Source organism: Brachybacterium sp. (assembly GCF_052095815.1).
In the GTDB taxonomy this organism is placed as follows: domain Bacteria; phylum Actinomycetota; class Actinomycetes; order Actinomycetales; family Dermabacteraceae; genus Brachybacterium.
Genome location: NZ_JBQDLF010000019.1, coordinates 20207 through 46435 on the forward strand (window position 1 = coordinate 20207; position 26229 = coordinate 46435).

The window sequence follows — 26229 nt, forward strand, 5'->3', positions numbered from 1 at the left end:
TCACCGCAGCGGAACAGCACGATCTCTGGGTGCCCCTGCACACGGGAGATCACGTGTACCGGCCCCGAGGCCTCGTACCCGGCGCCCCCGGCTCGGGCCTTGTGAAGCACGGCTCCGAGATGAGGATCTGGCCGGACCGCGACCCGGTCGCTGATCTGCCGCTGGCCCTTGCGCACGCCGCACGGTGCCTGTCCGTTCGCGACACGGCGATCCTCGTGGAGTCCGCGCTGAATCGGCGAAGCATCACGATGCACGAGGTGCAGCGTCTCCTCGCCTTCCTTCCCGCTGCGCGGCGGGCCCAGCTTGGCAGGGTCTCGCCGCTCGCCGAGTCCGGGACGGAAACAGCGGTGAGATGGTGGCTGGAGTCGCTGCACATCCCGGTCACGCCCCAGGTGCAGATCCCGGGAGTCGGCCGCGTCGATCTGAAGCTCGGCGCGAGCTGGATCATCGAATGCGACAGCGTGAGCTTCCATCACGATCCCCAGCAGTACCATCGGGACAGAGCTCGTGACCTGCGGCTCCAGGCTCGGCGCTACATGGTCACCCGGCTCACCTGGGAGCAGGTCTTCCTCGATTGGGAGGAGACGGCATCCCAGCTGCTGGCGATCATCCGCCGGCGCGACCACCGGCGGCCGCTCGCCGGATAATGGTCGAGAACCGGCGGCCGCTCGCCGGATGATGGTCGGGAACTGGCGTGTGGGCGACATCTACGACGATATCGCCGTACTCATCGCCCTGGCGCCACTACCCGACCAAGCCCCCAGCACCCGACCACCGGCCACCCCCTGGCCAAACCTCCACTACCCGACCACCGGCCAGCCCCTGACCAGGCCTCCAGCACCCGACCAGGCAGCGGTACCTGAGCAGCGCCCGCACGGCCGGAGATAGCTGGTAGGCAGGAGCGGCTGTGCTCATGCTCAGGCCAGGGCGGGCTCCCGCTCGGTGATGGGGGTCGCCGGCAGGGCACTGGCCCGGCCCAGGGAGCTGATCTCCCAGCCGGCGTCGCGCCACTGCCGCGGGTCGAGCACGTTGCGGCCATCGATCATCCGCGGTGCCGCGACCAGGCCGGCCGCACGTACGGGGTCGAGGTCGCGGTATTCGTCCCACTCGGTGAGCAGCACGGTCAGCTCCGCTCCGCGCAGTGCCGAGGAGGTGTCCGGCTCGAACTCCACCAGTCCGCCGAGGCGGCGTTCGGCGTTCTGCAGCGCCTTGGGGTCGGTGACCGTGACCATGGCCCCGGCGGCACGCAGGCGGCAGGCGACGTCGAGCGCCGGGGAGTCCCGGGTATCGTCGCTGAGGGGCTTGAAGGCTGCGCCGAGCACGGTGATCCGGCGTCCGGTGAGGTCTCCGAGCATCTCACCGGCGAGCGTGACCACCCGGGCGCGGCGCCGCTCGTTGACGGCATCGACCTCGCGGAGGAAGCCGAGGGCCTCCCCCACGCCGTTGTCCTCGGCGCTGGCGAGGAAGGCGCGGATGTCCTTGGGCAGGCAGCCGCCGCCAAAGCCGACCCCGGCTCGCAGGAACTTCGCGCCGATGCGGTTGTCCATGCCGATCGCGCGGGCCACGTCGGTGACGTCTGCCCCGGTGACCTCGCACATCTCCGCCACGGCATTGATGAAGGAGATCTTGGTGGCGAGGAAGGCGTTGGCCGAGGCCTTGACCAGCTCGGCGGCCTCGTACCCCATCACCAGGCGGGGTGCTTCGCGTTCGAGGATCCGGGCGTAGACGGCGTCGAGCATCGCGACGGCCTGCGCGGCGACGGGGTCCTCGGTGTCGTGCACGCCGTAGACGAGCCGGTCGGGGTCCAGGGTGTCCTTCACGGCGAAGCCCTCGCGCAGGAACTCGGGGTTCCACATCAGGGTCACGCCCTCAATCTGCTCGAGGCGGCCGGCGAGCATGCGGGCGGTGCCTGCGGGGACGGTGGACTTGCCGACCACCAGCGTCGGCGCACCGCCGCGGACGGGCAGCACCTCGGCGAGCGTGTCGACCGCGGCCTCGAGGTAGGACAGGTCGGCGCCGAAGCCGTCGGCCTGCTGCGGGGTGCCGAGGCCGAGGAAGTGCACGTCGGCGTCGGCGATGTTGGCGTAGTCGGTGGTGAAGCGGAGCAGATCGGCGTCCAGGCCACGGGCGAGGATGTCCTCGAAGCCGGGTTCGTGGAAGGGGGCGCGCCCGGCCTGGAGGGTGGCGATGCGCTCGGCGTCGATGTCGAGGCCGACCACGTCGTGGCCGAGGTCGGCCATGGCGGCGGCGTGCACCGCACCGAGGTACCCGACTCCGATGACGGAGATCTTGGTGGTCTTCACGACATGCTCCTTTCGAGGTGGGCGACGGCGCCGCCCAGTGGGGTGTCCTCTGCCGCGGGTGCGGGGAGGGAGGCCCGGGATGCAGGGCCGGGGCCGGCCGGCTCGAGGGAGGCGGCGAGGATGCGGGCAGCGCCGCGCCACCGTGGCCGGAAGGCGTAGACGCAGGCGAGCCGGGCGATGGTGCCGCTCTCGTAGGCGGCGAGGGTCTCGGGTGGGATGCCGCTGCGCGCGGCGGCCCGGTCGATCTCGTCGCGGACCACGGCGGCCTGCTCCTCGGTCCAGATCCCCTGCAGCTCGCGCCAGGTGGCGTGCGCGCGGAGGTTCGCGGCGTCGAGGGCGGGATCACCGGCGGTCGCGGTGTCGACGTCCAGGAGGGCGGGACGGTCGCCCTCCTGCCAGAGGATCTGCTTGTCGTGCAGGTCGCGGTGGATCAGGGCAGGCCGCTCGACGTCTTCCAGGCGCAGCAGCTCCCTGCGGGCCAGCGTCAGGGCGCGACCGCGCAGGACGGCCCCGGCGGGATCGACGGCATCGGCACGTCCACCCCAGGCCTCGAGCACCTCGGCCTCCGCCGCTGGTCCGTGGAGGGTCGCGGTTCTCGCGCGGTCGCGGGAGGTTTCGACGGCGGTGGTCCAGGCATCGAGGGTCTCGCGCCAGGCGCGGCGCCAGGTGCCGTCAGCGGTGGGGAGCCCGTCGTGCAGGAGGTGTCCGGGCAGCTCGGCGAAGGTGACGGTGTCGTCGTCGGCGTCGAGCACCCGGGCGGTGCGGAAGGGGCCCTCGAAGGCGGTGGAGCGGTCGATGGCCTCCAGCAGCGGTGCGGCACGGCCGGGGCGGACGATCTTCACGTAGCGGGTCCCGGCGTGCTCGCCCTCGCTGCCCTCGCCTCCCTCGAGGCGGACCACGGCGCGTTTGCCGGGCCGGTGCGAGACGACGGTGCCGCTCGGATGCTCTCCGAGCACGCGGGCCAGTGCGGGCAGGCGCGGGTCGGTGCCGTCCTCGAGCACGGTGACCTGGCCGGTGGCGGGGTCGAGGCGGGCTGCGCGCAGTCGGGCTCCAGAGCGGGTAGGGGCGCTGTCCTCGAGCTCGAGGGGCAGGCCGCGGCCGTCGTCGGCCCACGCACGGTGCACGGTGAGCACGCGTCCGTCATGGGTGACGGTGGTGGGGACCAGGCGCTGCTGCTCCCCTGTGCTCGGGGCCGCGGGGGCCGGGGCGGGCAGAGGCAGGCGGCCGGGCCGTTCGAGGACGATCTCGGCGAGCGCGAGGCGCCGCTCGACCCGCTCCATCCAGTCATCGCGGTGACGGCGCAGCGGGTCCAGGGCGGAGGAGAGCAGGGCGCGGGCGGTCCAGGCTGCGAGCTCGGCGCTCGGCGGCAGGGCGAGGTGGCGGGTGTACCCGCGGAGGAAGGCGGTGGCCTGCTCCTCGACACCGGCGAGCAGGCAGGAGGCGATCCAGGAGCCGAGGTCGGCGCTGCGCGGCCCGAGGCCGGAGCGGTCCAGGTCCACCACGCGCAGGGGCAGGTGCCCTTCGCCAGGGACGGCGGTCTCGTCGACCGAGATCAGGACCTGGTCCGGGGAGAGGTCGCCGTGGATCAGGGCCAGGGGCCCGTCGGTCGTGAGCGTCGCGCGCAGTCGCTGCGTGAGCTGCTCGACCTGCTGTGCGCGGTGCGGCAGCAGCTCGGCGACGGCCTCTGCGGTGGCGGGGACCGGGTCGCCGATGCGGGCTGCGGGCAGGTTGTGCCCGGAGACGTCGGCGGCATGCAGGCGGGCGATGATCTCGCCGAGCCGGGCGGCGGCCGGCATCGAGTGGGGATGGCAGGACAGCCCCGCAAGATCTCCCTGGCCCCACTGCCCACCGATCAGCACCGAGGGGCGGCCGCGCCAGCGGCGCTGGGCGACGGTGGGCAGGCCCAGCTCCCGCCAGCACTCACCGACCCGCAGCAGGTCATCCAGCGGCCTGGCCGCGATGCGCAGCACCTCGCCGGAGTCGGGCAGGAGCAGCACGGCGTGGCGGCCGGGGTTGTAGCTCAGCACCCGCAGGGCGGTCTCGTCTCCGCATCGGTGCAGCAGGCGGTGGATCTCGCGGCCCAGCCGCGGGTCGCTGTCGAGACCGCCGCTGAGCAGGTACGGGCCGTCGGCTGTGGTGGTGTGCTCGAGGATCTCCGTCCCGCTGCGCTCGGCGCGGTGCAGGATGTTGCCACGCTTGTCGCGGGAGGCGACCAGCTGCACCCAGCCGACGCCTGCGAGATCCTGCCCCCGCGTCCCGGCGGGGACGGTGGCGCGGTAGGAGACGAGCACCGAGGCGGTGGGCTTGATGCGCACCCGGTCCAAGGTGATCTCGCGCCCCAGCAGGGTGGACAGCTGCTCGGGTTCCAGCAGCACGGCGGCTCCGGGCAGGCGGGCGTGGTCGCTGAGAAGCTGCAGCGGAGTGGCGGTCATGGTCATCACCGGATCTCCTGTCCCTTCGGCTGTGGGGCGTCGAGGGCCTGTTCCGCGGCGCGCTGCTCGACGATCCAGCGCGAGTAGTGGGAGTCCGGATCGGCGGCGAGCTGCGCCGGGGTGCCGTCCTCGAGGATCCGGCCGTCCTCGAGCCAGAGCACCCGGTCCAGCCCGGCCACGGTGGTGGCGTCATGGGTGATGGAGATCGTGGTGCGGGAACGGGCGAGCTCGCGCAGCGACTCGTTGACCTGGGCCTTCGCGGCCGGGTCGAGGCCGGTCGTCGCTTCATCCAGCACCACCACCGGGGCACGGCGGATCATGGCGCGGGCGATCGCGATGCGCTGGCGCTGACCGCCGGAGAGGGTGTCGCCCCGGTTGCCGAGCACGGTGTCGTAGCCCTCCGGCAGGCCCACGATGAAGTCGTGCGCACCGGCGCGGCGGGCGGCCTCCTCGATCTCGGCAGGCGTGGCGTCGCGCCTGCCGAAGCGGATGTTCTCGCGCACGGACTCGGTGAACAGCACCGACTCCTGCGGGAGGATCGCCACGTGGCGGCGCAGATCGGAGAGGCTCACCGAGCGGGTGTCGTAGCCTCCGATCCGGATCCGTCCCTCCTGCGGCTCGTTCAGACGCAGCAGGTAGGAGACCAGCGTCGACTTCCCGCCGCCGGAAGGGCCGAGGATCCCGAGGTGCTGACCGGCGGGGATCCTCAGGTCCAGGTCCTTGAAGAGGGGGCGGCCGTGACCGTCGGGCGAGGTGATCGAGGAGAACTCGACGGTGCCGCGCACGTGGCGCATCGGCACCGGGCGCTCGGGGTCGGCGATCTCGATCTCCTCGTCCATGAGGTCGGCGATGCGCTCCCCGGAGGCGGAGGCGCGGGCGATCCGGCCGGTGTACTTGGCCATGTCGCGCAGCGGCTTCATCGCGATCTTCAGGTAGGTCAGGAAGAGCACCATGTCGCCGGGGCTCATCACCCCGCGCAGCACCTGCAGGCTGCCGACGACCAGCACGGTGCCCTGTGCGATGCCCACCAGCACGTCGGTGGCGCGCTCGAGGCCGGCGGCCAACTTCTTGGCCTTCACCCCGGCCTTCATCGCCTTCTCGTTGCCGCCGGCGAACTCGTGGGCGACGGTCTTCTCCAGGCCGTAGGACTGGACCACGCGGATCGCGCCGAGCGCCTCGGCGGCGGCGCCCACCAGGGAGCCCTCGCCCTTGCGGGTGCTGCGGGAGGCGCGCACGATCTTCGGGGAGGAGCGGCGGGACAGCAGCAGGTAGATCAGGCCCGTGGCGATCACGATGCCGGAGAGGAAGGGATCCAGGATCACCATCACCACCAGCAGCACGGCGAGGGTGATGACGTTGCCGATCAGCGGCAGCCCCGCGGTGACCGCGACGTCCTGCAGCCTCCCCACGTCCCCTACGAGGCGCTGTGAGGTGTCTCCGATGGAGGCGCGCGAGTGGTATCGCAGCGACAGCGCCTGGATGTGGTCGAAGACGCGGGTGCGCAGCTCGGTGGCGATGCGCGCGCCGACCTTCGCGAAGGAGACGGTGGCGAGGTAGTTCGAGCCCGCACGGCCAGCGATGATCACGGCCAGGCCCAGCGCCGCGGCGATCACCGTCTGCTCGATGTTCAGGCCGAAGGGTGAGGCGTCCGAGGGCAGGTCAGCGCCGAGCGCCGAGGTCACGGCGTCCACCGCGTACTTCAGCGGCCAGGGCTCGAGCACCCGGAAGGCGACGTCGAGCAACAGCCCGATCATGCCGACCAGGCACAGCAGCAGGTGGCGCGGCAGGTGCGGGCGCACCACCTGGAGGGTGCGGCGCAGGGCCGAGGGATCCAGGCGCTCCTTCTTCGGCACCGCCGAGGTGCCCAGGAGGCGGCGCAGCAGGGGCGTGCGTTCGCTGCGAGGTGCGGGATCGTGCGGGGCGGGGTCGCGCGGTGCGGGGTCGCGCTGGTCGATCCCGGTGCGCGAGGTGCCGATGGCCATCAGGCACCCACCTCGGCCAGGCTCGCAACCTGAGCGGGGCTCGCAGCCAGGGCCGGACTCCGTGCCTCTGCCGGGCTCGCAGCCTCCACCTGGCGCAGCAGCTCACGGCAGCGGATCTTCCAGTCGTGCTCGCGCACGGCCGTCTCGCGGGAGCTCCTGGCGAGGTGGGCGCGGTGGGCAGGGTCGGCGGCCAGCTCGTCGAGGGCGGCGGCGAGCTCGTCCACGTCCCCGGGCGCCACCAGCACGCCCAGCTCGCCCTGGCCGAGCAGCGCCGGGATGGTGCCGATCGCGGAGGCGACCGTGGGCAGTCCCGCTGCGAGGTACTCGTAGACCTTCAGCGGGGAGAAGTAGTGCTCCCCGGCCGGGTAGGGGGCGGTGGCGATGTCCAGCTCGTGGAGGATCTCGGGCACCAGCTCGGGAGCGACGGCGCCGCGGAAGCGGACCCTCCCTGCGATGCCGAGCTCGGCGGCGAGCTGCTCGAGCTCCTCCTGCTGCGGGCCGGTGCCGCAGATGTCCAGGCGCAGGTTCTCGCGGGTGCGGGCGAAGGCACGCAGCAGCACATCGGTGCCATGCCAGGGCTTCAGGGTGCCCACGAAGCCGACGGTGACCGGCGCCTCCGGGCCCGGCGCGGTGACGGGGCGGCTGCCGGGGGTGATGCGGCGGGTGTTCACGCCGTTGGGGGTGACGACCACGCGGGCCGGGTCGGCGCCCTCGTCCAGGGTCCACTGCGCCACGGCCTCGCTCACGCAGGAGACGAGGGTCACGCCGCGCAGCTGGCGCCGGGTCGCGGCGAGCGCCCCGGCCTCATCGGCCAGGCTCCGGTGCTGGCGCTGCTCGGCGATCAGCGGCGCGTTGACCTCGAGGATCGAGGGAATCGGGGTGACCGGGGCGGTCGCGGTGATCGCGGGAATCGGGGTGGTTGCCGGGCCTGCAGGTGTCGAGAGCCGGGCGGCGGTGTCGGAGAACAGGGAGTAGCGCTCATAGACCAGGTCGAAGCCGCCGGCGGCGATCTCCTCGGCGATCGCGGCGGAGGCGGCGGCGACGGCCTGTTCACGCTCCGCGCCGCTGCCCTTGGGCAGGCGGTGGCGGCGCACCTCGAGGTCGGCGAGGTCGGCGGGGATGTCGTCGTTCACGCGGGTGCAGAAGACGGTCACCTCGTGGCCGTCGGCCCGGAATGCGCGGATGACCTCCTGGACGTGCACGGAGGCTCCCTTGGTGCCGAACACTCCGATGCCGGGGTCGAGCAGGGCGTAGGCGATCCTCATGACAGGGTCCTTCCGGCGGGGGCGATCGGCTGGGCGGCCGACGGGGCAGCGGCGGGCGAGAGCGCCTGCGTGGCCCGCTGCAGCGCAGGCAGCTCGATCGGCTGGGTGAGGATGTTGCGATGCGCGGAGCACTCGGCGAGGGCGCGCAGTCGGCGGGCCTGGGAGCGGGAGTCGTACTCCGCGGCGACCAGCTCCCGGGCGGCGTCGGTGAGGGCGAGCCGGTCGGTGGCGGGATCCAGCGCCTCGCGGACGGCGTCAACCAGTGCGGTCGTGTCCCCGGTGGGGACCAGCCAGCCGGTGCGGCCGTCGATGATCACCTCGCCGACGGCGGTGACGGAGGCCGCTACGCACGGGATGCCGGTGGCCATGGCCTCGAGCAGCACGGTGGGCAGCCCGTCGGCATTGCCGTCGGCCCCGATCACGAAGGGGGCCACGAACAGGTCGGCCACGTCCAGCAGATGGCGCACCTCCTCCTGGGTGCGCGGTCCCAGCATTCGCACCTGCTGCTGGAGTCCGAGCTCGTCGATCTTCGCGGCCAGCTCATCGCGCAGCGGGCCGTCGCCGACGATCTCGGCGCGCACCTCGCGGCCCTCCTCGCGCAGGGCGCGGACGACGTCGATCAGCTGGTCGAAGCCCTTCTTCTCGACCAGGCGCCCCACCCCGAGCAGGAGCGGCACCTCGGCGAGGCCTGTGCGGCCGCGGTAGGGGAAGCGCTCGAGCTCGAGCCCGTTGCGCACCAGCTCCAGCCGGGCGGTGTCCTGGGCGCCGAAGCGTGAGTGCAGGTGGCGGCGGTTGTACTCGCTGATGGTGACGGCGTGGTCCGCGTCGCGCAGCTTCCGGGCGAGGTCCTCGTCCTCCACATCGCGGTGGAAGATGTCCTTGGCATGGGCGGTGAAGGAGTAGGGCAGGTCCGTGAGCAGGCCGGCCAGGCGCGCGACCGTGGTCGCCATCGAGGCGAAGTGGGCGTGGAGGTGGCTCACGCCGTACTCGCGGGCGAGCATCGCGACGGCGAGCGCCTGCTCGGCGTCGTCCACTCCGGCGCGGACCAGCTCTCCGAGCTGCGCGGACAGTCCGGGGGCGAGCTCCGGATCGGCCATCGCCGCGCCCCACACCTCCCAGAGGCGGCGCGGGCTCGAGGAGCGGCCCACCTGGATGACGGGGGCCTGGACCCGGGCGAGCTCGGGGTGGAAGCGGGCATCGATCGGGGGGCGCAGGGAGAAGATCACGATCTCCTCGCCGGCGGCCTCGCGGGCCAGGATCTCCGAGACGATGAACGTCTCCGAGAAGCGGGGGTACATCTTCAGGACGTAGGCGATGCGGTGGGGATTCTCAACCGACATGGCGGGACACCTCCGGGTGGGCGGGGACGGAAGCGGGCAGGAGCTGGGCGGCCAGAAGCGGGGTTGGCAGAAGCTGGGCGGCGAGGTGGGCGACGATGGCGAGCCCGCCGAGGTCGATGTGGCCGCGGTCGGTGCGGCCGGTGACCGAGCGGCGCCACCAGGCAGAGATGTCCTCGCTGGTCAGGGTCTCGGGGTCGCAGGTCTCGACGGCGCCGACGGCGGCGAGGGCCTGGGCGCGGCGCGGCTGTTCCTGGCGGCGGCGGTGGCGGGGCACGACGAGGGCGGGGGTGTCGGTCGCCATGACCTCGGCCATCGTGTTGTAGCCGCCCATGCACACCACCGAGACGGCCTCGGCGATCAGCTCGGGGACGTCCGCGGCGCTGCGGATCACGGTGGTGGCCTCGCTCGTGGCTGTGGCCAGCGCACGGATCTCGGCGATCTCCTGCTCGGGCATCTGCGGCCCGGTGATCAGCAGGTGCTGATGCCCTTTCGGAAGCTGCGCACTCGCGGCGAGGCGGGCGAGCTCCGCGCCGTCGGAGCCGCCGCCGAGGACGGTGAGGACGTACGGAGGGGGCGGCTTCGGCGAGGTGCGGCCGGGGGTCGCCGGGCGGGCGGCGGGTCGGCCGTGGGAGAGATAGCCGGTGGGGGTGGCCAGTCGCGCGAGTGCAGGCGGCAGCTCGCCGGTCAGGCGCGGGTCGTAGACGTGGTGGTCGCCGTAGACCCAGACCGCATCGAGGTAGGAGGCCACGTGTTCGGCGCCGCCGAGGGCCTCCCATTCGGCGCTGGCGACCCGCGGAGAGTCGAGCACCTCCCGCAGGCCCAGCACGGTGGCGGTGCCGCAGGCACGGAGGTTCGCGAGCACGGGCTCGAGTTCGCCGTCGATGCCGAAGGGGTGGCGGTCGGCGATGAACAGGTCCGGCTTCAGAGCGGTCAGCGCCGCGTCGATGGTGGCGCTGCGCAGGTCCCGCAGGGCATCCGGTTCCATGCCGAGGCGGCGCGGGCCGTACCCGCTGCGGGTGCGGGTCATCCCGGGCAGCACCAGCCAGTCCCAGCCCTCGGGCAGCGGGTCGCGGCCGGCGTCCGGATGGCCGGCGATCAGCAGACCGCTGACGCCGCCGCCGGTCAGCGCCGGCAGCTGCTCGGCGAGCGCATAGGCGAGGGCGCGGTTGCGGCGGGCATGGCCCAGTCCCACGGAATCGTGGGAGTACAGCGCGATCGTGGTGTCCATCGGACTCTCCTGCTCGTTCGGTGACGATCAGAAGGATGCCGAGCGGCCATGAGGAGTCGATGAGTCGTCGATGAGGAGGCTCTCATCCCGTAGAAGTGCTCGCCGACCTGAGGCGATGACCAGGTCTGTCAGGCGGAGGTGAGGGTTCTGCCGGGCATCGGAGTCGGGGCCACGGCCGGGCCGACCGGGCCGAGGGCCGGGTGCGCGGTCGGTTCCGGAGTCGAGGTCGCCGTCTGCGTCGGGGTCGTCGCCTGCGCCGGGGCGGAGCGGCCCAGTGCCCGCAGCTCCCAGCCGGCCGCTGCCCAGCGCCGGGGCTCGAGCACGGTGCGGCCATCGAGCATGTGCGGTGCGGCGACGAGCTCAGCGGCCCAGGTCGGGTCGAGGTCGCGGTACTCGCGCCATTCGGTGAGCAGCAGCGTCAGCTCCGCGCCACGCAGTGCGGCGGCCAGCTCCGCCTCCACGGTCAGGCCCGGCACCCGCTGGGCGGCGTTGGCGAGGGCCTGCGGATCGGTGACCGTGACGCGCGCTCCCGCCTGCATCAGCCGGTCGGCGACATCGAGGGCCGGGGAGTCGCGCACATCATCGCTGTCGGGCTTGAAGGCTGCGCCGAGCACGGTGATCCGTCGGCCCTCGACCCCGCCGAGCATCTCGCCGGCGAGCTCGACGGTCCGGGCCCGGCGACGCTCATTGATCAGGTCCACCTCGCGCAGGAAACCGAGGGCCTCCCCCACACCGTGCTCCTCGGCGCTGGCGATGAAGGCACGGATGTCCTTGGGCAGGCAGCCGCCGCCGAACCCCACCCCGGCGCGCAGGAACTTCGCCCCGATACGGTCATCCATCCCGATCGCCCGAGCCACGTCGGCGACATCCCCGCCTACGGCCTCGCACATCTCGGCGATCGCGTTGATGAAGGAGATCTTGGTGGCCAGGAAGGCGTTGGCGGAGGCCTTGACCAGTTCGGCGGTCTCATACCCCATCACCAGGCGGGGCACCCCGGCCGCGAGCAGCGCGGCGTAGACCGCGTCGAGCATCGCGATCACCGCCTCGGCCTGCGGCCCCTCGGGCTCGCGCAGCCCGTAGACGAGCCGGTCCGGCTCCAGGGTGTCCTGCACCGCGAAGCCCTCGCGCAGGAACTCGGGGTTCCACAGCAGCTGCACGCCCTCGACCTGCTCGACCTGATCGGAGAGCCGACGGGCGGTGCCGGCGGGGACGGTGGACTTGCCCACCACCAGCGTCGGTGCGCCTCCACGAGCCGCGAGCACCTCGCGCAGGGAGTCGATGGCGGATTCAAGATGAGAGAGGTCCGCGCCGAAGCCGTCCTTGCGCTGTGGGGTGCCCAGGCCCAGGAAGTGCACCTCGGCGGGCTCGAGCTCCGCGTAGTCCGTGGTGAAGCGCAGCCTGCCACTGCGCAGCCCCCGGCGCAGGATCTCCTCGAAGCCCGGTTCGTGGAAGGGCGCTCGCCCTGCCTGGAGGGCGGCGATGCGGTCGGCGTCGATGTCCAGGCCGATCACCTCGTGGCCCAGCTCGGCCATGGCGGCCGCATGCACCGCTCCGAGGTACCCCACTCCGATCACGGAGATCACCATCAGCGTCGCTCCCTCCTCGCTGACCCCGAGCGGGCCAGGCCCTGTATGCACCGTGGCAGGCGCAGGTGACGTCGAGGTGACGTGGCGATGGAAGGCAGGGAAGGAGCTGGAGTCAGCGGGAGGTGTCGCCCGTGGCGCGCATCCACGCCGCCAGCCAGGAGTCCGGGTCCTCGGCGAGCTGCCCGGGGGCGCCGTCCTCGGCGAGCACGCCGCTCTCGAAGCACAGCACCCGGTCGGCATCGAGAACCGACTGCGGCTGGTCGCTGCTGACCAGAGCGGTGCGTCCGGCGGTGAGGGAGTCCAGGGCGCGATGCACCGATTCGTGGTCGGCCGGGTCCAGCTCGGCATCGGCGCCGTCGAGCAGCACCACCGTGGCGTCACGCAGCAGCGCCCGGGTGATCGCGATCCGACGACGCTGCCCATCAGTCAGCGCAGCACCTCGGCGGGCGAGGAGGGTGTCGTACCCCTCGGGCAGCAGGGTGATGAACTCATCGGCGCCACTGCGGCGAGCGGCCTCGACGACCTCGTCGTCGGTGGCGTCAGGCCTGCCCACCCGGATGTTCTCCCGCACGGTCTCGCTGAACAGCGCCGATCCGCGCTGCACCACGGACAGTGCGCTGCGCAGATCCGCCAGGGCGAGGGTGCGGGTGTCGTAGCGATCCAGCAGCACCCGCCCGCTGTCGGGCTGGTCCAACCGCAGCAGATAGGACAGGAGCGCGGAGGCCTCGGTGCCGTCGCGCCCCACCAGGGCCACGTGCTGACCGGCCGGGATGATCAGCGAGATGTTCTCGAACAGCGGGCCCCGCGGCCCAGCGGTGCTGAGCGCCGAGTACACCACCTCTCCGCGCAGCGCGCCGAGGGCCTGGGGGCGAGCGGGCTCGGAGATCACCGCACGATGCTCGAGCAGCGCCCAGATCCGGTCCCCGGCGGCAGCGATGGCTCGCAGCCCGGTCGAGTGGTGGACGATCTCGCGGGCCAGGACCACCGCGATCAGCACAGCGGCGATCACCATCGTCAGCTCGCCGGGGGTCATGGTGCCGGCGTTCATGCGCCAGCCGCCCAGGAGCAGCGCTGCGCCGACGCCCAGCCCGGCGATCAGCTCGCCGAGGAAGTCGCCGACGGCGCTGCTGCGACGGGCGACAGCGTGCGAGCGGGCGGAGCGACCGCCGAGCTCGGCGAGGCTGCGCTGAGCCCGCTGTTCGAGCCCATAGGACTGGATGGTGCGGGTGGAGGCGAGCAGCTCGTGGGCCGTCTCGGCGAGGCGTGCCCCGTCGGCTTCGGCAGCCGTCTCCTTCCGTCGCTGCGCGGACTGGGCAATCCGCGCCACCAGTGCGTAGAGCCCCGCGGTGACCAGCACGATCGCCGCGGCGATCGGTTCCACGACCAGCATCATCACGGTCAGCGATGCCAGTGCCAGCAGGCCTGCTGCGAGGCGCGGACCGGTGTGCGCGACCAGGTCGCGCAGTCGTGCCACGTCCTCGGTCAGCAGGGAGCCGGTGCGGCCGAGGCCTTCGCCGTCGCGCCCAGGGCCGAGCAAATGGACATGACCGAGCAGGCGACCGCGCAGTGCGGTGGCGACGTGCCCGCCGATCCGGTGCAGGGCGCCGACCGCGAGGGCACGGAATCCTGCCTGCAGGGCCACCAGGGCAGCCAGCGCTCCGGCGGCGAGCAGCAGAGCGGTGACGGGGTCGCCCCCGATGCCGGTGGGGGCAGTGGAGCCGGCGCCGGCCGCAGCGAGCGCGGCATCGATCGAGTATTTGAGCGGGAAGGGCAGGGCGACGAGAGTCCAGATGCTCAGCACCAGGGCGCCCAGGCCGACGATCAGCGTCGAGCGGTGGGCCTGCAGATCGGGGAGCACGAGGTCGAGGGCGGCGCCGAGGGTGCCGGCTCGCCGGGCCTGGTCTGCGGTGGGCGCGGGGTCCGTGGTGGACGCGGGATCCGCGGTGGGCGCGGGATCCGCGGTGGACGCGGGATCCGCGGTGGGCGCGGGATCCAGCGTCAGCGTGGGCCGCGGCGGAGCCTGAGTCTCGACGAGGCTCGGCGACTGCCCGGCAGGTTCACGCACCGGCTCTGGCTCCGGCAGGGACTCAGGCCCGGCCACGGGCTCGGGCTCCGCAATCGGCTCCGACACACGCACTGGCGCTGGCTCGGGCTCGGGCTCGGGCATTGGTTCAGTATCGGACTCGGGCTCGGGCTCGGGCATTGGTTCAGTATCGGACTCCGGCTCGGGCACGAACTCGAACTCCGGCTCCGGCTCCGGCTCCGGCTCCGGTGCAGCAGCATCGCGGATGACCTGCCACCGCTCCGCTGATTCGGGGTCCTCGGGACTGACTGCCACCGGCTCCCCACGCGACTCGGGGCCGGGGCCGGGTGGGAGAACCGGGATCTCGTGGGTGGACGGCGTCGGCTCACCCGCTGGGTCCTGGACCCAGAGGTCAGCGGGAATAGCGTCCTCCGCTGCGGGGCGCGATACCTCCTCGACCGCGAGGTGCGGCGACCTCTCCCCCGCGGAGTCGCGGGCTGCGGGACGTCGGAACGGACGTGCCGTGGCACGGGGCGCTCGTCGCAGCCGGACCCCGCGCAGGGACGGAGAGGTGGGGCTGTGCGGAGTCGCCTCTGCCGCGCTGGTGTTGGCATCGACGTCGGCACCGGCGGGATCGTCGGCCGGAGCAGCCGGCTTCAGGAGTTCGAACCTTCCTGGTGCGGCCGCGTGCACGGTCTCATCCGCCGCGCCCGGCGCATCCCAGGCATCCCGCGCCAGCTCATCCGACCAGGTCGGCGGTGCGGTGCGACGTTTCGGGGAGCCGATCTCGATCCATGCGGGCTCTGCGGCCGTCTGCTCGGTGTCCCTGGCGTTCCGGAGGGGGACGTCGGGGGTGGCGTTCGTGCTCATGCGCTCTGCTCCTCCTGGCATCGCTGGGCAGCCCGGCAGGTCACAGCGACTGCGGGGCTGTGGTGCGGGGCGCGGTGGTTCACGGTGGTCATGGCGGTCCTGAGAACGTCGGGTAGCGATGCCCGGAGGCACGGACCGGGGCGGGAGGCGCTCCAGTCTGTCATCGTCCGTGGCAGTGCCCATGCTGGACGGGCTCGGTGAACCCCAGGTGAGACGATGATGAGGACTTCCTCAGTCTGCGCCAGGAGCGGAAGCGCCCACCCCACCCCGTCTCGCCCCGCCCTTTCGAGGGCCCGCGCAGTAGAATTTTCAAGGAAAGTGGTGGCCGTGTCACCACCCCCGAACCGCTGACGGAGGATCCCGATGACCCAGAGCCCTGAGAGCCGGACCGCACCGAGCGAGCCCACCGAGCCGCTGATCACGATCGACGTATGGACCGACGTGGTGTGCCCGTGGTGCTACATCGGCGAGTCCCGCCTGCACGATGCGATCGAGGCGGAGGGCCTCAGCGACCAGGTCCACGTGCGCGCCCACTCCTTCGAGCTGGATCCGACCTCGCCCACCGACAGCGTGAAGGACAACATCGCCCACCTGGTCGAGGCCAAGGGCATGGACGAGGCGAAGGTGCGCGAGATGGAGGCGCAGATCCAGGAGATGGCCCAGGAGATGGGCCGCGAGTACGTCACCGGGCGGCCGATGGCGAACACCCGCGGCGTGCACCGCGTCATGCAGGCCATCGGCGAGGCGCACGGCATCGACGCGGCGACGGACTTCTTCATGCAGCTCCAGCGCGGCTACTTCACCGGCACCATGAACCCGTTCGAGACCGAGACCGTGATCGCCCGCGCCGTCGAGGCGGGCCTGGACGAGCAGGCCGCCCGCGCCGCGCATGCCGGCGAGACGCACGATGACAAGGTCGAGGCAGAGGTGCGCGAGGCCGCGTCGATGGGCGCGCGCGGTGTGCCGTTCTTCCTGTTCAACGACAAGTACACCGCCCCCGGGGCACTCCCCACGGAGTCCTTCCGTCAGGCGCTGCGGCAGATCGCCGACGAGGCCCGGGCCGAGCGGGCCCAGGCATGAGCAGCATGCAGCACGGCACCGGCAGCACGGCCGACGGGGCCGACGCGACAAGGGACTGCGCCGCGGCGACGGCGGAGGCTGCACTCGCGGCACCTGCGGCGGAGACGACCGATGCCCCCGTCGCGCTGACCTCACTCACCTCCCTGCTGGGCGGGACGATCCAGGGCGGGACGAGCTGCGAGGTGGACGGCACCTGCGACTAGCGCGACCAGGCCAGCGTGAGCTCGACGCTCACCCGCACCCAGCCGCACGAAGCCGCACAGAAGAAGGGACGCCCGGATGCGCCACTGGGGCGCGTCCGGGCGTTCCTCTGTCCTCGCTGATCAGCGGGCGAGCAGCTCCTCGGTGCTGGTGCCGGGCAGGCTGAGGGTGACCGGAGTCCCCCAGGGGTCCTGGACCGAGATGGAGCGGCCGTCGTCGGCGAATCCGATGCCCGCCCTGGTGAGGCGTGCGGTCAGCGCGTCGAGGTCCACCCGGGCCGGGAGGGTGATGGCGACGTCGGCCAGCCCCAGGCCTGCGGCGCGCGGACCGGCACCGCGGCTGTTCCAGGTGTTCATCGCGACGTGGTGGTGGTATCCGCCGGCCGCGGCGAACAGGGCGCCGGGATGGTTGCCCGCGGTGACCTCGAAGCCGAGGGTGTCGATGTAGAACCGGCGTGCGGCCTCCACGTCACCGACCTGCAGGTGCACGTGGCCGACGATTCCCGGGCGGATCCCCGGATCGGCCTGGACGTCCTCGGTGAGGTGCTCACCGAGATACTTCTGCGGGTCGATGAACAGGGAGTCCATGGCGACTTCGCCGTTGTTCCACTGCCACTGGTCGCGGGGGCGGTCCCAGTACAGCTCGATGCCGTTCCCCTCGGGGTCGGCGAAGTAGAAGGCCTCGGAGACGAGGTGGTCGCCGGTGCCTGCGAAGCGGGAGTGGGGATCCTGGGCGGCACGCAGCACGGTGCCGGCGAGCGCAGTCTGGTCCTCGAAGAGAAAGGCGGTATGGAACAGTCCGGCCTGGCCGGGGTCCACGGCGGGCAGACCGGGGGTGGCCACCAGCCGCACGAAGGGGACGTCCCCGCGGCCGAGGATGCGGTGGACCTCGCCGTCCACCCGCGCTCGCTCCTCGATCGGGCTCAGCGCGAGGGCGTTCTCGTAGTAGGAGCTCATCAGCTCGATGTCACCGACGCGCAAGGTGACGGCGTCCATCGCGAGATCACCGGAAAGGTGCCGCTCATCCACTGCGTCGCTCTCCGTGCCGGTGGCGGTGAGGGGGGAGGAGATCATGGCGATCCTTTCGATCGAGGGGTCGATGGATCCATCATCCCCCGAGTTGGTAGAAAATTCAACCAGAGCGGACTGTGGAGTGGCTCATGGGCGATGACCTGAGCGGCACGCCGGGCTGTGGCGCGAGATGCAGAGGCGGGCGGCAGGCGCCGGTGCGGGCGCTCGCGCGGACGTTCGCGCGGACGCTCGTGGAGGCCCTCCGGAAAGGGTTCAGGGCGGTGAGCTCAGCTCACCGCCCTGTCCCCAAGTCTGCTCTCCCCTGCCGACTCGGGGCCCTCCCGACCTCGACCCTCGAGATGCTCGAGGGGAGGCGTGGGCTCCACGATAGGCGGCCCGACGATACTTGTTCCGGGACCTAGTTCCCTCGCTGTGGAGGCTCACACCACCGACTGGAACGAACGTTCCTGCTGGTCACACCTTCGCATCAAGGGTCCGAGTCGAGCCCGCAGACCCGGGGAACGGCCGGTTCCCGCTCCCTCAGGCGGGCGTCCCGGTCACGTCCGGACGCGCCGCATGAGCCGCGGCGAGCTGCTCCGCCCGCTCGAGGAGCGCGGCGCGGGAGCCCGCGGTGGTGGCGACGTCGCGGATCACCCAGGCCATCGCCACTGCGGCGTCGTCCATCAGCCGGTAGCCCTCCACGGAGGCGGCATGACCCGCGAATTCACGGGTGTGCAGCGCTCCCCCGGCACCGCTGATGCCGACGAAGGGGTGGAGGCCGGGCACCCGCTGCGTCACGTTGCCCATGTCGGTCGAGGCGGCCATGACACCGAGCGAGCCGTTCAGCGGCCGGCCGAGTCGCTCCATCGCCGCATTCCAGGCGGCCCCCAGCACCTCATCCTGGCGCAGCGGCTCGTAGACGGGCTCGGTCTGCTCGATCTCGAGGCTGGCGCCGGTCGCGACCGCACCCGCCTCGAGGCAGGCGAACAGCTGGTCGCGCAGCGCTTCGAACTCGGGCATCGTCAGCGCCCGGCATTCGAAGTCGACCACGGCGGTCTCGGGGACGATGTTCGTGACCCCGGACTGCTGCGGAACCAGGGCCAGGCGCTGGCCGTCCTTGATCCGCTGGCGCAGCAGACCGGCCGCGACCTGCGCGACCACCGCGGCGTCATTGGCGTTGATGCCGTCGGTGGGATTGGCGGCGGCGTGAGCGCCGCGACCGGTGTAGGTGGCGCGCCAGCGGCCGACGGCCTGGCTGGTCGAGCCCAGCACGTCATAGGTGTCCGTGTGCGGAGTGGGGTGGCTCATCAGTGACAGGTGCACACCGTCGAAGATGCCGCGCTCGATGAGCAGCTGCTTGCCTCCTCCGTGCTCCTCCGCGGGGGTGCCGATCACCTGCAGCGTCACGTCCAGCGTGGGGACGAGCTCCGCGAGTGCCAGCGCGGCACCGAGCGAGGCGCCGGCGATAAGATTGTGCCCGCAGCCGTGGCCGATCCCCGGCAGCGCGTCGTACTCGACGCACAGCGCGGCCACCAGGGAGCCGGAGCCGAGGGTGGCACGGAAGGCCGTGGGCAACTCGGCGATACCCCGCTCGACGGTGAAACCGGCCTCCTCGAGGAGTCCGGCGCAGCGGTCGTGGGCGCGGCGCTCCTCGAAGGCGGTCTCCGGATCCGCGTGGATCGCGCGGGCGAGGGCATGGACCTGCTCGCGCTGGGCGCCGTAGGCGGCGGCGAGGGTGTCCTCGGCGAGGTCTGGCTGGGGGGTGGTGGCGTCATCAGTCACCCGCTGATCCTGCCATGATGCCCGCCCAGGCGGGCGCGCTCGGAGCGCGCCGCTCGGGCTGGAGCGTCAGAGGGCCAGAGCCAAAGGGCCACGGTCAGAGGGTCAGCGGGTCACGGTCAGCGGGTCAGCGGGTCAGCGGGTCAGCGGGTCAGCGGGTCAGCGGGTCAGCGGGCCAGGGTCAGCGGGCCAGGGTCAGCAGGCCGGACGCTCAGAAGGCCGCAATTACACCCCGATCACGGGGACGACGCCGCAGCTGCGGCCTCAGTCGCCGTTGCGCAGCAGCGGCGGCACCAGGTAGCTGCCCTGACCCGCGCAGTAGAGGCGCGCCGGGCGCCCCCCGGTGGGTGCGGCATGCCGGTCCAGCTCCACGAGGAAGCCGTCGGTGCGGGTGGCCTTGCGGTGGAAGTTGCCAGCATCCAGGGTGGTCCCCCAGACGCTCTCGTAGACCCCGCGCAGCTGCGAGACCGTGAACTCCTCAGGCAGGAAGGTGACGGCCAGGGTGGTGTACTCCAGCTTGCTGCGCGCCCGTTCGATCGAGGATTCGAGCACGGCGGCGTGGTCGAAGGCCAGCGTGACCTCGCCGAGGTCCTCGAGCGCCCACCAGCGGGCATCGGCCACGTCATCGCCGCGACGGGGATCCGGGAGATCCGCGCCGAGCGCCATGAAGGACACCGAGACGACGTGGCCGCGGGGGTCACGCCCGGGGGTGCCGAAGGTCCGCACCTGCTCGAGATGGACGGCGCCGCTGCCGAGCGAGGCCTCATCGGACAGCACCCGGTAAGCGGCCGCATCGAGATCCTCGCCGTGCTGGATGAATCCGCCGGGAAGCGCCCAGGCACCTCGGTGGGGCTCGTCCTCGCGCTGGATCAGCAGCACGTTCAGCACGCCGTCCCGGAGGGTCAGGACGGTGAGGTCGACGGCGACGTGGATCTCGGATGCGGTGGGAGCCATGTGTCCAGATTAAGCATAGTTATGGTCAGATTGACTTCAACTGCAAGGCGACTCACAGGTAGCCACCGCACGGTCGGCCTCCGAGCTCCGGCACCGAGTTCAGTCCACCGCGGAGCTCAGTCGGTGAGCCAGCGGTCCCACTTCTCCGCGCGGTGCTCGGCCTCCACGATGCGCACGGTGCCGGAGGTGGAGCGCATGACGATCGACTCGGTGACGATGCGGTCTCCTCGGTATCGCACGCCGCGCAGCAGGTCGCCATCGGTGATGCCGGTGGCCGCGAAGTAGCAGTTATCCGTCGCGACCAGGTCATCTGTGGTCAGCACGCGGTCGAGATCGTGCCCGGCGTCGATCGCCTTCTGCTTCTCGTCATCGTCGATCGGGGCCAGCCGGCCCTGGATCATGCCGCCGGTGGCCTTGACCGCGCAGGCGGCGATGATGCCCTCCGGGGTGCCTCCGGTGCCCAGCAGCATGTCGACGCCGGCGCCGCGGGCCGCCGCGATGGCCCCTGCCACGTCGCCGTCCATGATGAACTTGACGCGCGCCCCGGCCGCCCTGATCTGCTCGACCAGCGGTTCGTGCCGCGGCCGCTCGAGGACGCACACGGTGACCTGGTTGACCGGCTTGCCGAGCGCCTTGGCGACCAGCTTGATGTTCTGCTCGATCGGGAGCCGGAGGTCCACGAACTCCGCGGCCTCCGGGCCCACCACCATCTTCTCCATGTAGAACACGGCCGAGGGGTCGTACATGCTCCCCTTCTCGGCGACCGCGAACACCGCGAGCGCGTTGTTATAGCCCAGCGCGGTCAGTCGGGTGCCGTCGATCGGATCCACCGCGACGTCGACATCCGGGCCGGTGCCGTCGCCCACGGACTCACCGTTGAAGAGCATGGGGGCCTCGTCCTTCTCCCCCTCGCCGATGACGACGGTGCCGTTCATCTGCACGGTGTCCATGAAGGAGCGCATCGCGTCGACCGCTGCGCCGTCGGCCCGGTTCTTGTCCCCCGCACCGACCCAGCGCGCTCCGGCGATGGCGGCCGCCTCGGTCACCCGGACGAGTTCAAGGGCGAGGTTGCGGTCGGGAGCATTGGAGGCGGGGGTGATCATGAGGTCTCCTCGTCGTCGAGTTCAGGGCGATGTCATGGCCCGAACCTGCCGTCTCGACAGGCCGAGCGGTGCCTGACGTGCTCCTCGGACTCTACCCGGAGCGGAGTGCGCGCGAGGAGACTCGGGGCCCCTCGCCCTCAGGCGGTGACGGACTCCCGCTCCGCTGCCACGGTGCGGTCCTTGAGGGCTGCGCGCAGGGAGACGAACAGGGCGAACAGTCCCACGGTGAGGATGATGTGCCCGAGGCCCGCGATGCCGGGGATCGCGGCGGTGGTGGTCGCGGGGTCCTGGCCGTCGAGGGTGAGGATGCCGCGCACGGCCTGCATCACCACGGTGAGCAGCAGGCCGATGTTGTAGGTCCAGTAGAATACCGTGAAGGAGCGGCGGCCGGTGAGGGAGAAGACCGCGTCCAGAGCCAGCACGATCAGGAAGACCAGCATCCCCAGCGCTAGGAAGTGGGTGTGGAGGGTGCTGAGCTGGGTGTCGACCCCGAGAGCGTCGGTGGCCTTGGTGTACTCGCGGTAGAAGAGGCCGGAGGCGACGCCGAGGATCATGTAGACGAATGAGGTGCTGAGCAGTCGGTTCATGTCATCAACACTAGAAAGCGTGCCGAGTCCTGTGATCGGCCAAAGGGTTGATCTGCGCTGGTCCGTGCAGGACGGCGCCCGCCGTCCCCGACAGTGCGGGGGCGACGGGCGCCGTCGTGGTGCATGGCCCGGGACCGGGTCAGACAGTCCCGGATCAGACGATCATGCGGCCTTCGTCGCGGGCTTCCTTGGCGTCCTTGGCGAAGCCGCGGACGATCGTGATCAGGATGCCGAGCACGAGCACGGGCCACATCAGCACGTAGATGGTGAGCAGAGCGGTCATGACTGTTCTCCTCTCAGAGGGTGCGGACCGGCCGGAGCACGGTCACGCGGGGGACGGAGCGGCGGCCGGTCCGGTTGCCGCGAATGGATGGCGCAGCCGCCACGAAGGGGTGGCGCAGTTGCCGTGGACGGGCTGATCAGCTGTCGGTCGAACGCCCCACAGCAGCGGTGGCGCCCGGGAGGTCGATGTCCTCATCGGCGGTGAGGGTCTCGTCGTCGAAATCGCCGGTGACCTTGCGGATCGAGGAGAAGTCGAAGTTCTGCGTCGACCGGAAGCTCAGCAGGTAGCAGACCAGGAAGGAGACCGAGTAGGCCACCAGCGAGCCGGAGAGGGTCTCGAAGTCGCGCAGGTAGCCGAAGCCGAAGGGCAGCACTGCGAGGATGGAGACGACGCCGACGATCACGGCCACGCGCTTCCCGAAGAAGCCGAAGCTCATGATGCCGAGCACCACGCCCACGCCGATGATGGCGAGCAGCTCGACCACCAGTGCCCAGGCACCGGTGATCGGGATCAGCGTGAACCGCACCGGCAGGAACACCACCAGGGCGGCGATCACGGAGAGCGTGAACGCCTTGTTGGTGACCTTCTTCCAGTAGAAGGAGGCGATGACCGGGAACACCAGGCAGCCCCACAGCGCGCCGACGAAGACCAGCAGGTCCAGGATGTTGAACTTCGCCGTGGCGAAGTACAGGGCCAGGCCCGTGGCGACGATCATCGTGAGGCGGCCGATGAGGATCATCAGCTTCGGGTTCACGTTCTTGCGGCCGACGGACTGGCCGTAGATGTCTGTCATCACGATCGAGCTGAGCGCGGCCAGGTCGGAGTCTGCAGTCGAGGACAGCGAGCCGATGATCATGATGAATGCGAGCGCGACCAGCGCGACGGGCAGGTAGGTGCCCACCATCTGCGGCATCAGGTTGTTCACATCGCCGCCCATGGGCTCGACGCCCAGGTACAGCGCCATCACGCCCAGCATCCCGATCCCGATCACGGTCGCGCCGTAGCCGATCGTGGCGGTGATGAAGGTGGGCTTGATGAGGTCCTCGCGCACGGCGAACAGGCGCTGGGCGATGGTCTGGTTGCCGATCGCGTAGGCGAGCACCGCGGCGATGTACGGAGCGCCCTGGTTCATGAAGGCGTCGGAGGAGAAGAAGCTCTCCTGCTGCGGGGTGACGTTGCCGTTGGCGACCCCCTCGGCGAACATCGAGGGCCCGCCGGCGAGGAAGAAGACCGCGGGGATGATGATGACGGCCGCACCGAGCATCGCCATCACCTGGGCGAAGTCCGTCAGCACGGAGGCGCGGAAGCCGGACCACAGGGTGTACATCAGCACGCCGGCGGCGATGATCAGGATGCCGGCGCCGAAGCTGAGCGGGGAGAGCATCGCGATGATCGCGCCACCGGCGATGAAGTTGGAGGTCAGCGAGATGACCGAGCCGAGCACGTTGGAGCCGGCGAGCATCAGCTGCGAGGAGCGGCCGTGGCGGGCGTACATCACCTCGGCGAGGGTGTGCGCGCGGGGGGCGACCTTGCGGATCCGCTTCCCGAAGGGGTAGATGAACAGGATCATCAGCGCGCCCCAGAGCCCGTAGTGGATGGGGCCGGAGACGCCGTAGGTGTAGCCGGCGGTCACCGAGGCGTACATCGAGGACGCCCAGATCCAGGTGGCGGTCATCGAGGCGGCGGAGACGCCGAAGCCGATGTTGTTGCCAGCGGTCATGTAGTCGTCGGCGTTCTCCTTCTTGCGGGAGATCGCGACCGACATCCACATCGTGCCCCCGTAGAACAGGAGCAGGAGGGCGATGACTCCGATGATCCCGAGCTGGACTATCTCTCCTGAAGCGGGCGGCACTGTACTTCCTTCCGTAGCGGCGAATCGATCTCCTTCACCCGGTCCCCCGCCTGCTGTGCTGCGCGCACCGTGGTGCGGCGCAGTGCGCGCTGCGCTCAGGGGTGGCGCCACCAGTGGGCCGACCGGCAATCGACCCCCTGGGCGCGTGCCGTCCGGCATCGACTCGGGCGGTGAGAAACACCTGCTCCGAGGATGGGACCGCAACGGCGAGGGACTGGCGCCGACCCCTCATCGGGGCGGCTCCGCCAGCACTCTCCGCGCTTGGGGCCGTATAGATACTCGCACAGAGGTCCCGGCATAGCCACCTCATCGGTAACTTATCGGATACATCTGCAGGTCAGAGCGCTCAAACTCATTGTCGGACAACTAGATCGGGGCAGTGTCCTGCATCTCCATTCACAGGAATGCACTCCTCCCCGGGATGGGCGCATGATGATGCACCCGGCCGCACGAGCCCTGGGAGGAGCCGCGTAAAGTGGCGGAGCATCGACGTCGGCCGCGCCGCAGCGGCCAGGAAAGAGGACACATGGCGAGCAAGCGCATCGGGCTGATCGGCTGCGGAGATGTCTCGGTGGTCCACTTCGAAGCGATCCGGGACATCGAGGGCCTCGAGCTCGTGGGTGTGGCGGACACGGACCCGCAGGCGCTCTCCCGCGCCACGGAGGCCACCGGCGTGCCCGGCTTCGCGAGCACCCAGGAGCTGATCGATGCGCTCGCACCGGACGCGGTGCACGTGACCACCCCGCACGACGAGCACGTCGATCCCTCGCTCACGGCGCTCGCCGCCGGGGTGCACGTGCTGCAGGAGAAGCCGCTCGCGCACACCCTCGCCGAGGGCCAGCGGCTAGTGGATGCGGTCGAATCGGCCGACGGGCGCGCCGGCGGCGCGAAGGTCGGCATCTGCTTCCAGAACCGCTACAACCTCGCCAGCCAGCGCCTGCACGAGATGCTGGCCTCCGGGCAGCTCGGCGCGGTGCGCGGGGCCTGGGCCTCGGTGGTGTGGACCCGCAGCGCGGACTACTACCGCGCCAAGCCCTGGAGGGGCACGTGGGCGGGCTCGGGCGGCGGCCTGCTGATCAATCAGGCGATCCACACTCTGGACCTGGTGCAGTGGCTGCTGGGCGGTGTGGAGCGCACCGACGGTCACGTGGCGACCCGCAGGTTCGGCGATCTGATCGAGGTCGAGGACACCGCGGAGCTGCTGCTGCATCACCCCGGCGGCGTGACCACCTCGTTCTACGCGACCCTCACCGCGCCCCAGCACCGTCCGGTCGAGATCGAGCTGGACTGCGAGAACGCGTACGTGTGCCTGCGCGGCGGCACCGAGGGCGGGCTCACGATCCGCTGGGCCGACGGGCGCGTGGACACTCTCGGCGAGCGCTCGGTCACCTCCGGGGGCCGCTCCTACTGGGGCGTCTCCCACGAGTTGCTGATCCGCGACTTCTACGAGCATCTCGAGGATCCGGAGCCGTTCTGGATCGGCCCACGCGAAGCGATGGCCTCGATGGAGATCCTCACCGAGGCCTACCGGCTCAGCGGGGTGGGCCCGGGCGCCTGAGGCGCGCCCCGATCGGTCAGGGGAGGGGGCCCTCGAAGGTCTCCGGATCGATCGGGCGCAGCCTGCGCGGCAGCGCGGCGACGACGAGGCGGTAGGAGTCGGTCACGAGGTCGACGAGCAGCTGCTCGCAGCCGACGGCGGAGTGCGGGCCGACCCGCTGCAAGGCGGCTAAGCCGCTGGGGCCGCTAAGGTCGCGCCATGTCATCCCTCGGCCTCGTCGTCACCGATCCCGCACGCTTCCCCGCGGCCGACACGATGCTCGATGCCCGCCCGCTGCTGCGGGCGCTCCACGCGCGCGGCGCGGAGGCCCGGGCCGTCGACTGGGCCGACCCCGAGGTCGACTGGGCTGACTTCGACCTGGTGGTGCTGCGCAGCCCCTGGGACTACTCGCTGCGGCCAGCAGAGTTCGATGCCTGGCTCGACCGCGCCGGAGCGGCCACCAAGATCCTCAATGAACCCGCCCTGGTGCGCTGGAACATGGACAAGCACTACCTCGCCGAGCTCGAGCAGGCGGGGATCCCGGGCATCCCCACCACCTTCCACGCGGAGGAGGCCTCCCTGATCGCAGCGCTCTCCGCGGCGCACTCCGGTCCCGGTGGCGGGCACGTGGTGCTGAAGCCGACAGTGGGTGCGGGCGCGCAGCTGGCAGGGCTGCTGCGCCCCGGCGATCCTGCGGCCCTGGCGCTCGGGCGCGAAATCTTCGCCGAGCAGCGCACGGTGATGCTGCAGCCCGAGGTGCCTGAGCTCTCCGCAGGCCACGAGAAGGCGCTGTACCTGGTCGATGGGCACTTAA

General features: G+C 71.4%; 21 protein-coding genes. 4 read left to right on the forward strand and 17 right to left on the reverse strand.

What is annotated here, in order from left to right; all coding sequences use genetic code 11:
• Positions 1–29 precede the first annotated feature (29 nt).
• Entirely contained in the window at positions 30–647 is a 618-nt protein-coding gene (locus ACTH43_RS09310) for an endonuclease domain-containing protein (RefSeq protein ID WP_441444629.1), read from the forward strand.
• A 270-nt stretch (positions 648–917) separates the two neighbouring features.
• Here ACTH43_RS09310 and ACTH43_RS09315 read toward each other — a convergent pair whose 3' ends face one another.
• The 8 genes from ACTH43_RS09315 to ACTH43_RS09350 all read right to left on the reverse strand — a co-directional run bounded on the left by ACTH43_RS09315 (position 918) and on the right by ACTH43_RS09350 (position 15029).
• A complete protein-coding gene (locus ACTH43_RS09315; protein ID WP_441444630.1) occupies positions 918–2303 on the reverse strand; it encodes a UDP-glucose dehydrogenase family protein in 1386 nt (461 codons plus the stop codon).
• Positions 2300–4741, reverse strand: a complete 2442-nt coding sequence (locus ACTH43_RS09320; RefSeq protein ID WP_441444631.1) for a phosphotransferase — start codon at positions 4739–4741, stop codon at positions 2300–2302. Before ACTH43_RS09320 ends, ACTH43_RS09315 begins: the two co-directional genes overlap by 4 nt.
• Complete coding sequence (locus tag ACTH43_RS09325) at positions 4741–6717, reverse strand: ABC transporter ATP-binding protein (protein WP_441444632.1); 1977 nt, start codon at positions 6715–6717, stop codon at positions 4741–4743. The genes ACTH43_RS09320 and ACTH43_RS09325 overlap by 1 nt, the downstream gene beginning before the upstream one ends.
• A complete protein-coding gene (locus tag ACTH43_RS09330) occupies positions 6717–7982 on the reverse strand; it encodes a glycosyltransferase family 4 protein (protein WP_441444633.1) in 1266 nt (421 codons plus the stop codon). Before ACTH43_RS09330 ends, ACTH43_RS09325 begins: the two co-directional genes overlap by 1 nt.
• Positions 7979–9322, reverse strand: coding sequence for a glycosyltransferase family 4 protein (locus ACTH43_RS09335; protein ID WP_441444634.1), 1344 nt, complete (start codon positions 9320–9322; stop codon positions 7979–7981). The genes ACTH43_RS09330 and ACTH43_RS09335 overlap by 4 nt, the downstream gene beginning before the upstream one ends.
• Positions 9312–10550 (reverse strand): glycosyltransferase family protein, encoded by a 1239-nt coding sequence (locus ACTH43_RS09340; RefSeq protein WP_441444635.1) that lies wholly within the window; start codon positions 10548–10550, stop codon positions 9312–9314. The genes ACTH43_RS09335 and ACTH43_RS09340 overlap by 11 nt, the downstream gene beginning before the upstream one ends.
• Before the next feature lie 128 nt (positions 10551–10678).
• The gene (locus tag ACTH43_RS09345) at positions 10679–12136 is read right to left on the reverse strand and encodes a UDP-glucose dehydrogenase family protein (protein WP_441444636.1); all 1458 of its coding nucleotides are present in this window, start codon (positions 12134–12136) and stop codon (positions 10679–10681) included.
• 112 nt (positions 12137–12248) lie between these two features.
• Complete coding sequence (locus ACTH43_RS09350) at positions 12249–15029, reverse strand: ABC transporter transmembrane domain-containing protein (protein WP_441444637.1); 2781 nt, start codon at positions 15027–15029, stop codon at positions 12249–12251.
• A gap of 363 nt (positions 15030–15392) precedes the next feature.
• Between ACTH43_RS09350 and ACTH43_RS09355 the strand changes: the two genes are divergently transcribed.
• Together ACTH43_RS09355 and ACTH43_RS09360 are read left to right on the forward strand one after the other, a co-directional pair.
• A complete protein-coding gene (locus ACTH43_RS09355) occupies positions 15393–16109 on the forward strand; it encodes a DsbA family oxidoreductase (protein WP_441444638.1) in 717 nt (238 codons plus the stop codon).
• Positions 16106–16312: a hypothetical protein gene (locus ACTH43_RS09360; protein ID WP_441444639.1), complete on the forward strand. Its 207-nt coding sequence runs from the start codon at positions 16106–16108 to the stop codon at positions 16310–16312. Before ACTH43_RS09355 ends, ACTH43_RS09360 begins: the two co-directional genes overlap by 4 nt.
• A 120-nt stretch (positions 16313–16432) precedes the next feature.
• On the opposite strand, the gene ACTH43_RS09365 is transcribed toward ACTH43_RS09360, so the two are convergent.
• The 7 genes from ACTH43_RS09365 to ACTH43_RS09395 form a co-directional block, all read right to left on the reverse strand.
• On the reverse strand, positions 16433–17383 hold the full coding sequence (locus tag ACTH43_RS09365) for a VOC family protein (protein WP_441444640.1): 951 nt from the start codon (positions 17381–17383) through the stop codon (positions 16433–16435).
• Between the two features lie 477 nt (positions 17384–17860).
• A complete protein-coding gene (locus ACTH43_RS09370) occupies positions 17861–19102 on the reverse strand; it encodes an amidohydrolase (RefSeq protein WP_441444641.1) in 1242 nt (413 codons plus the stop codon).
• A gap of 261 nt (positions 19103–19363) precedes the next feature.
• A complete protein-coding gene (locus ACTH43_RS09375) occupies positions 19364–20053 on the reverse strand; it encodes an NUDIX hydrolase (protein WP_441444642.1) in 690 nt (229 codons plus the stop codon).
• A 116-nt stretch (positions 20054–20169) separates the two neighbouring features.
• On the reverse strand, positions 20170–21156 hold the full coding sequence (gene glpX, locus ACTH43_RS09380) for a class II fructose-bisphosphatase (protein WP_441444643.1): 987 nt from the start codon (positions 21154–21156) through the stop codon (positions 20170–20172).
• 137 nt (positions 21157–21293) lie between these two features.
• On the reverse strand, positions 21294–21743 hold the full coding sequence (locus ACTH43_RS09385) for a DUF2871 domain-containing protein (protein ID WP_441444644.1): 450 nt from the start codon (positions 21741–21743) through the stop codon (positions 21294–21296).
• A 154-nt stretch (positions 21744–21897) separates the two neighbouring features.
• A complete protein-coding gene (locus tag ACTH43_RS09390) occupies positions 21898–22026 on the reverse strand; it encodes a putative transporter small subunit (RefSeq protein WP_345076133.1) in 129 nt (42 codons plus the stop codon).
• Between the two features lie 136 nt (positions 22027–22162).
• A complete protein-coding gene (locus ACTH43_RS09395; RefSeq protein ID WP_441444664.1) occupies positions 22163–23797 on the reverse strand; it encodes a sodium:solute symporter family protein in 1635 nt (544 codons plus the stop codon).
• Positions 23798–24404: 607 nt separating this feature from the next.
• On the opposite strand from ACTH43_RS09395, the gene ACTH43_RS09400 reads away from it, so the two are divergent.
• A complete protein-coding gene (locus tag ACTH43_RS09400) occupies positions 24405–25436 on the forward strand; it encodes a Gfo/Idh/MocA family protein (RefSeq protein ID WP_441444645.1) in 1032 nt (343 codons plus the stop codon).
• Positions 25437–25452: 16 nt separating this feature from the next.
• Here ACTH43_RS09400 and ACTH43_RS09405 read toward each other — a convergent pair whose 3' ends face one another.
• Positions 25453–25641, reverse strand: a complete 189-nt coding sequence (locus ACTH43_RS09405; protein WP_441444646.1) for a hypothetical protein — start codon at positions 25639–25641, stop codon at positions 25453–25455.
• A complete protein-coding gene (locus ACTH43_RS09410; protein WP_441444647.1) occupies positions 25638–26225 on the reverse strand; it encodes a hypothetical protein in 588 nt (195 codons plus the stop codon). Before ACTH43_RS09410 ends, ACTH43_RS09405 begins: the two co-directional genes overlap by 4 nt.
• Between the last annotated feature and the right edge of the window lie 4 nt (positions 26226–26229).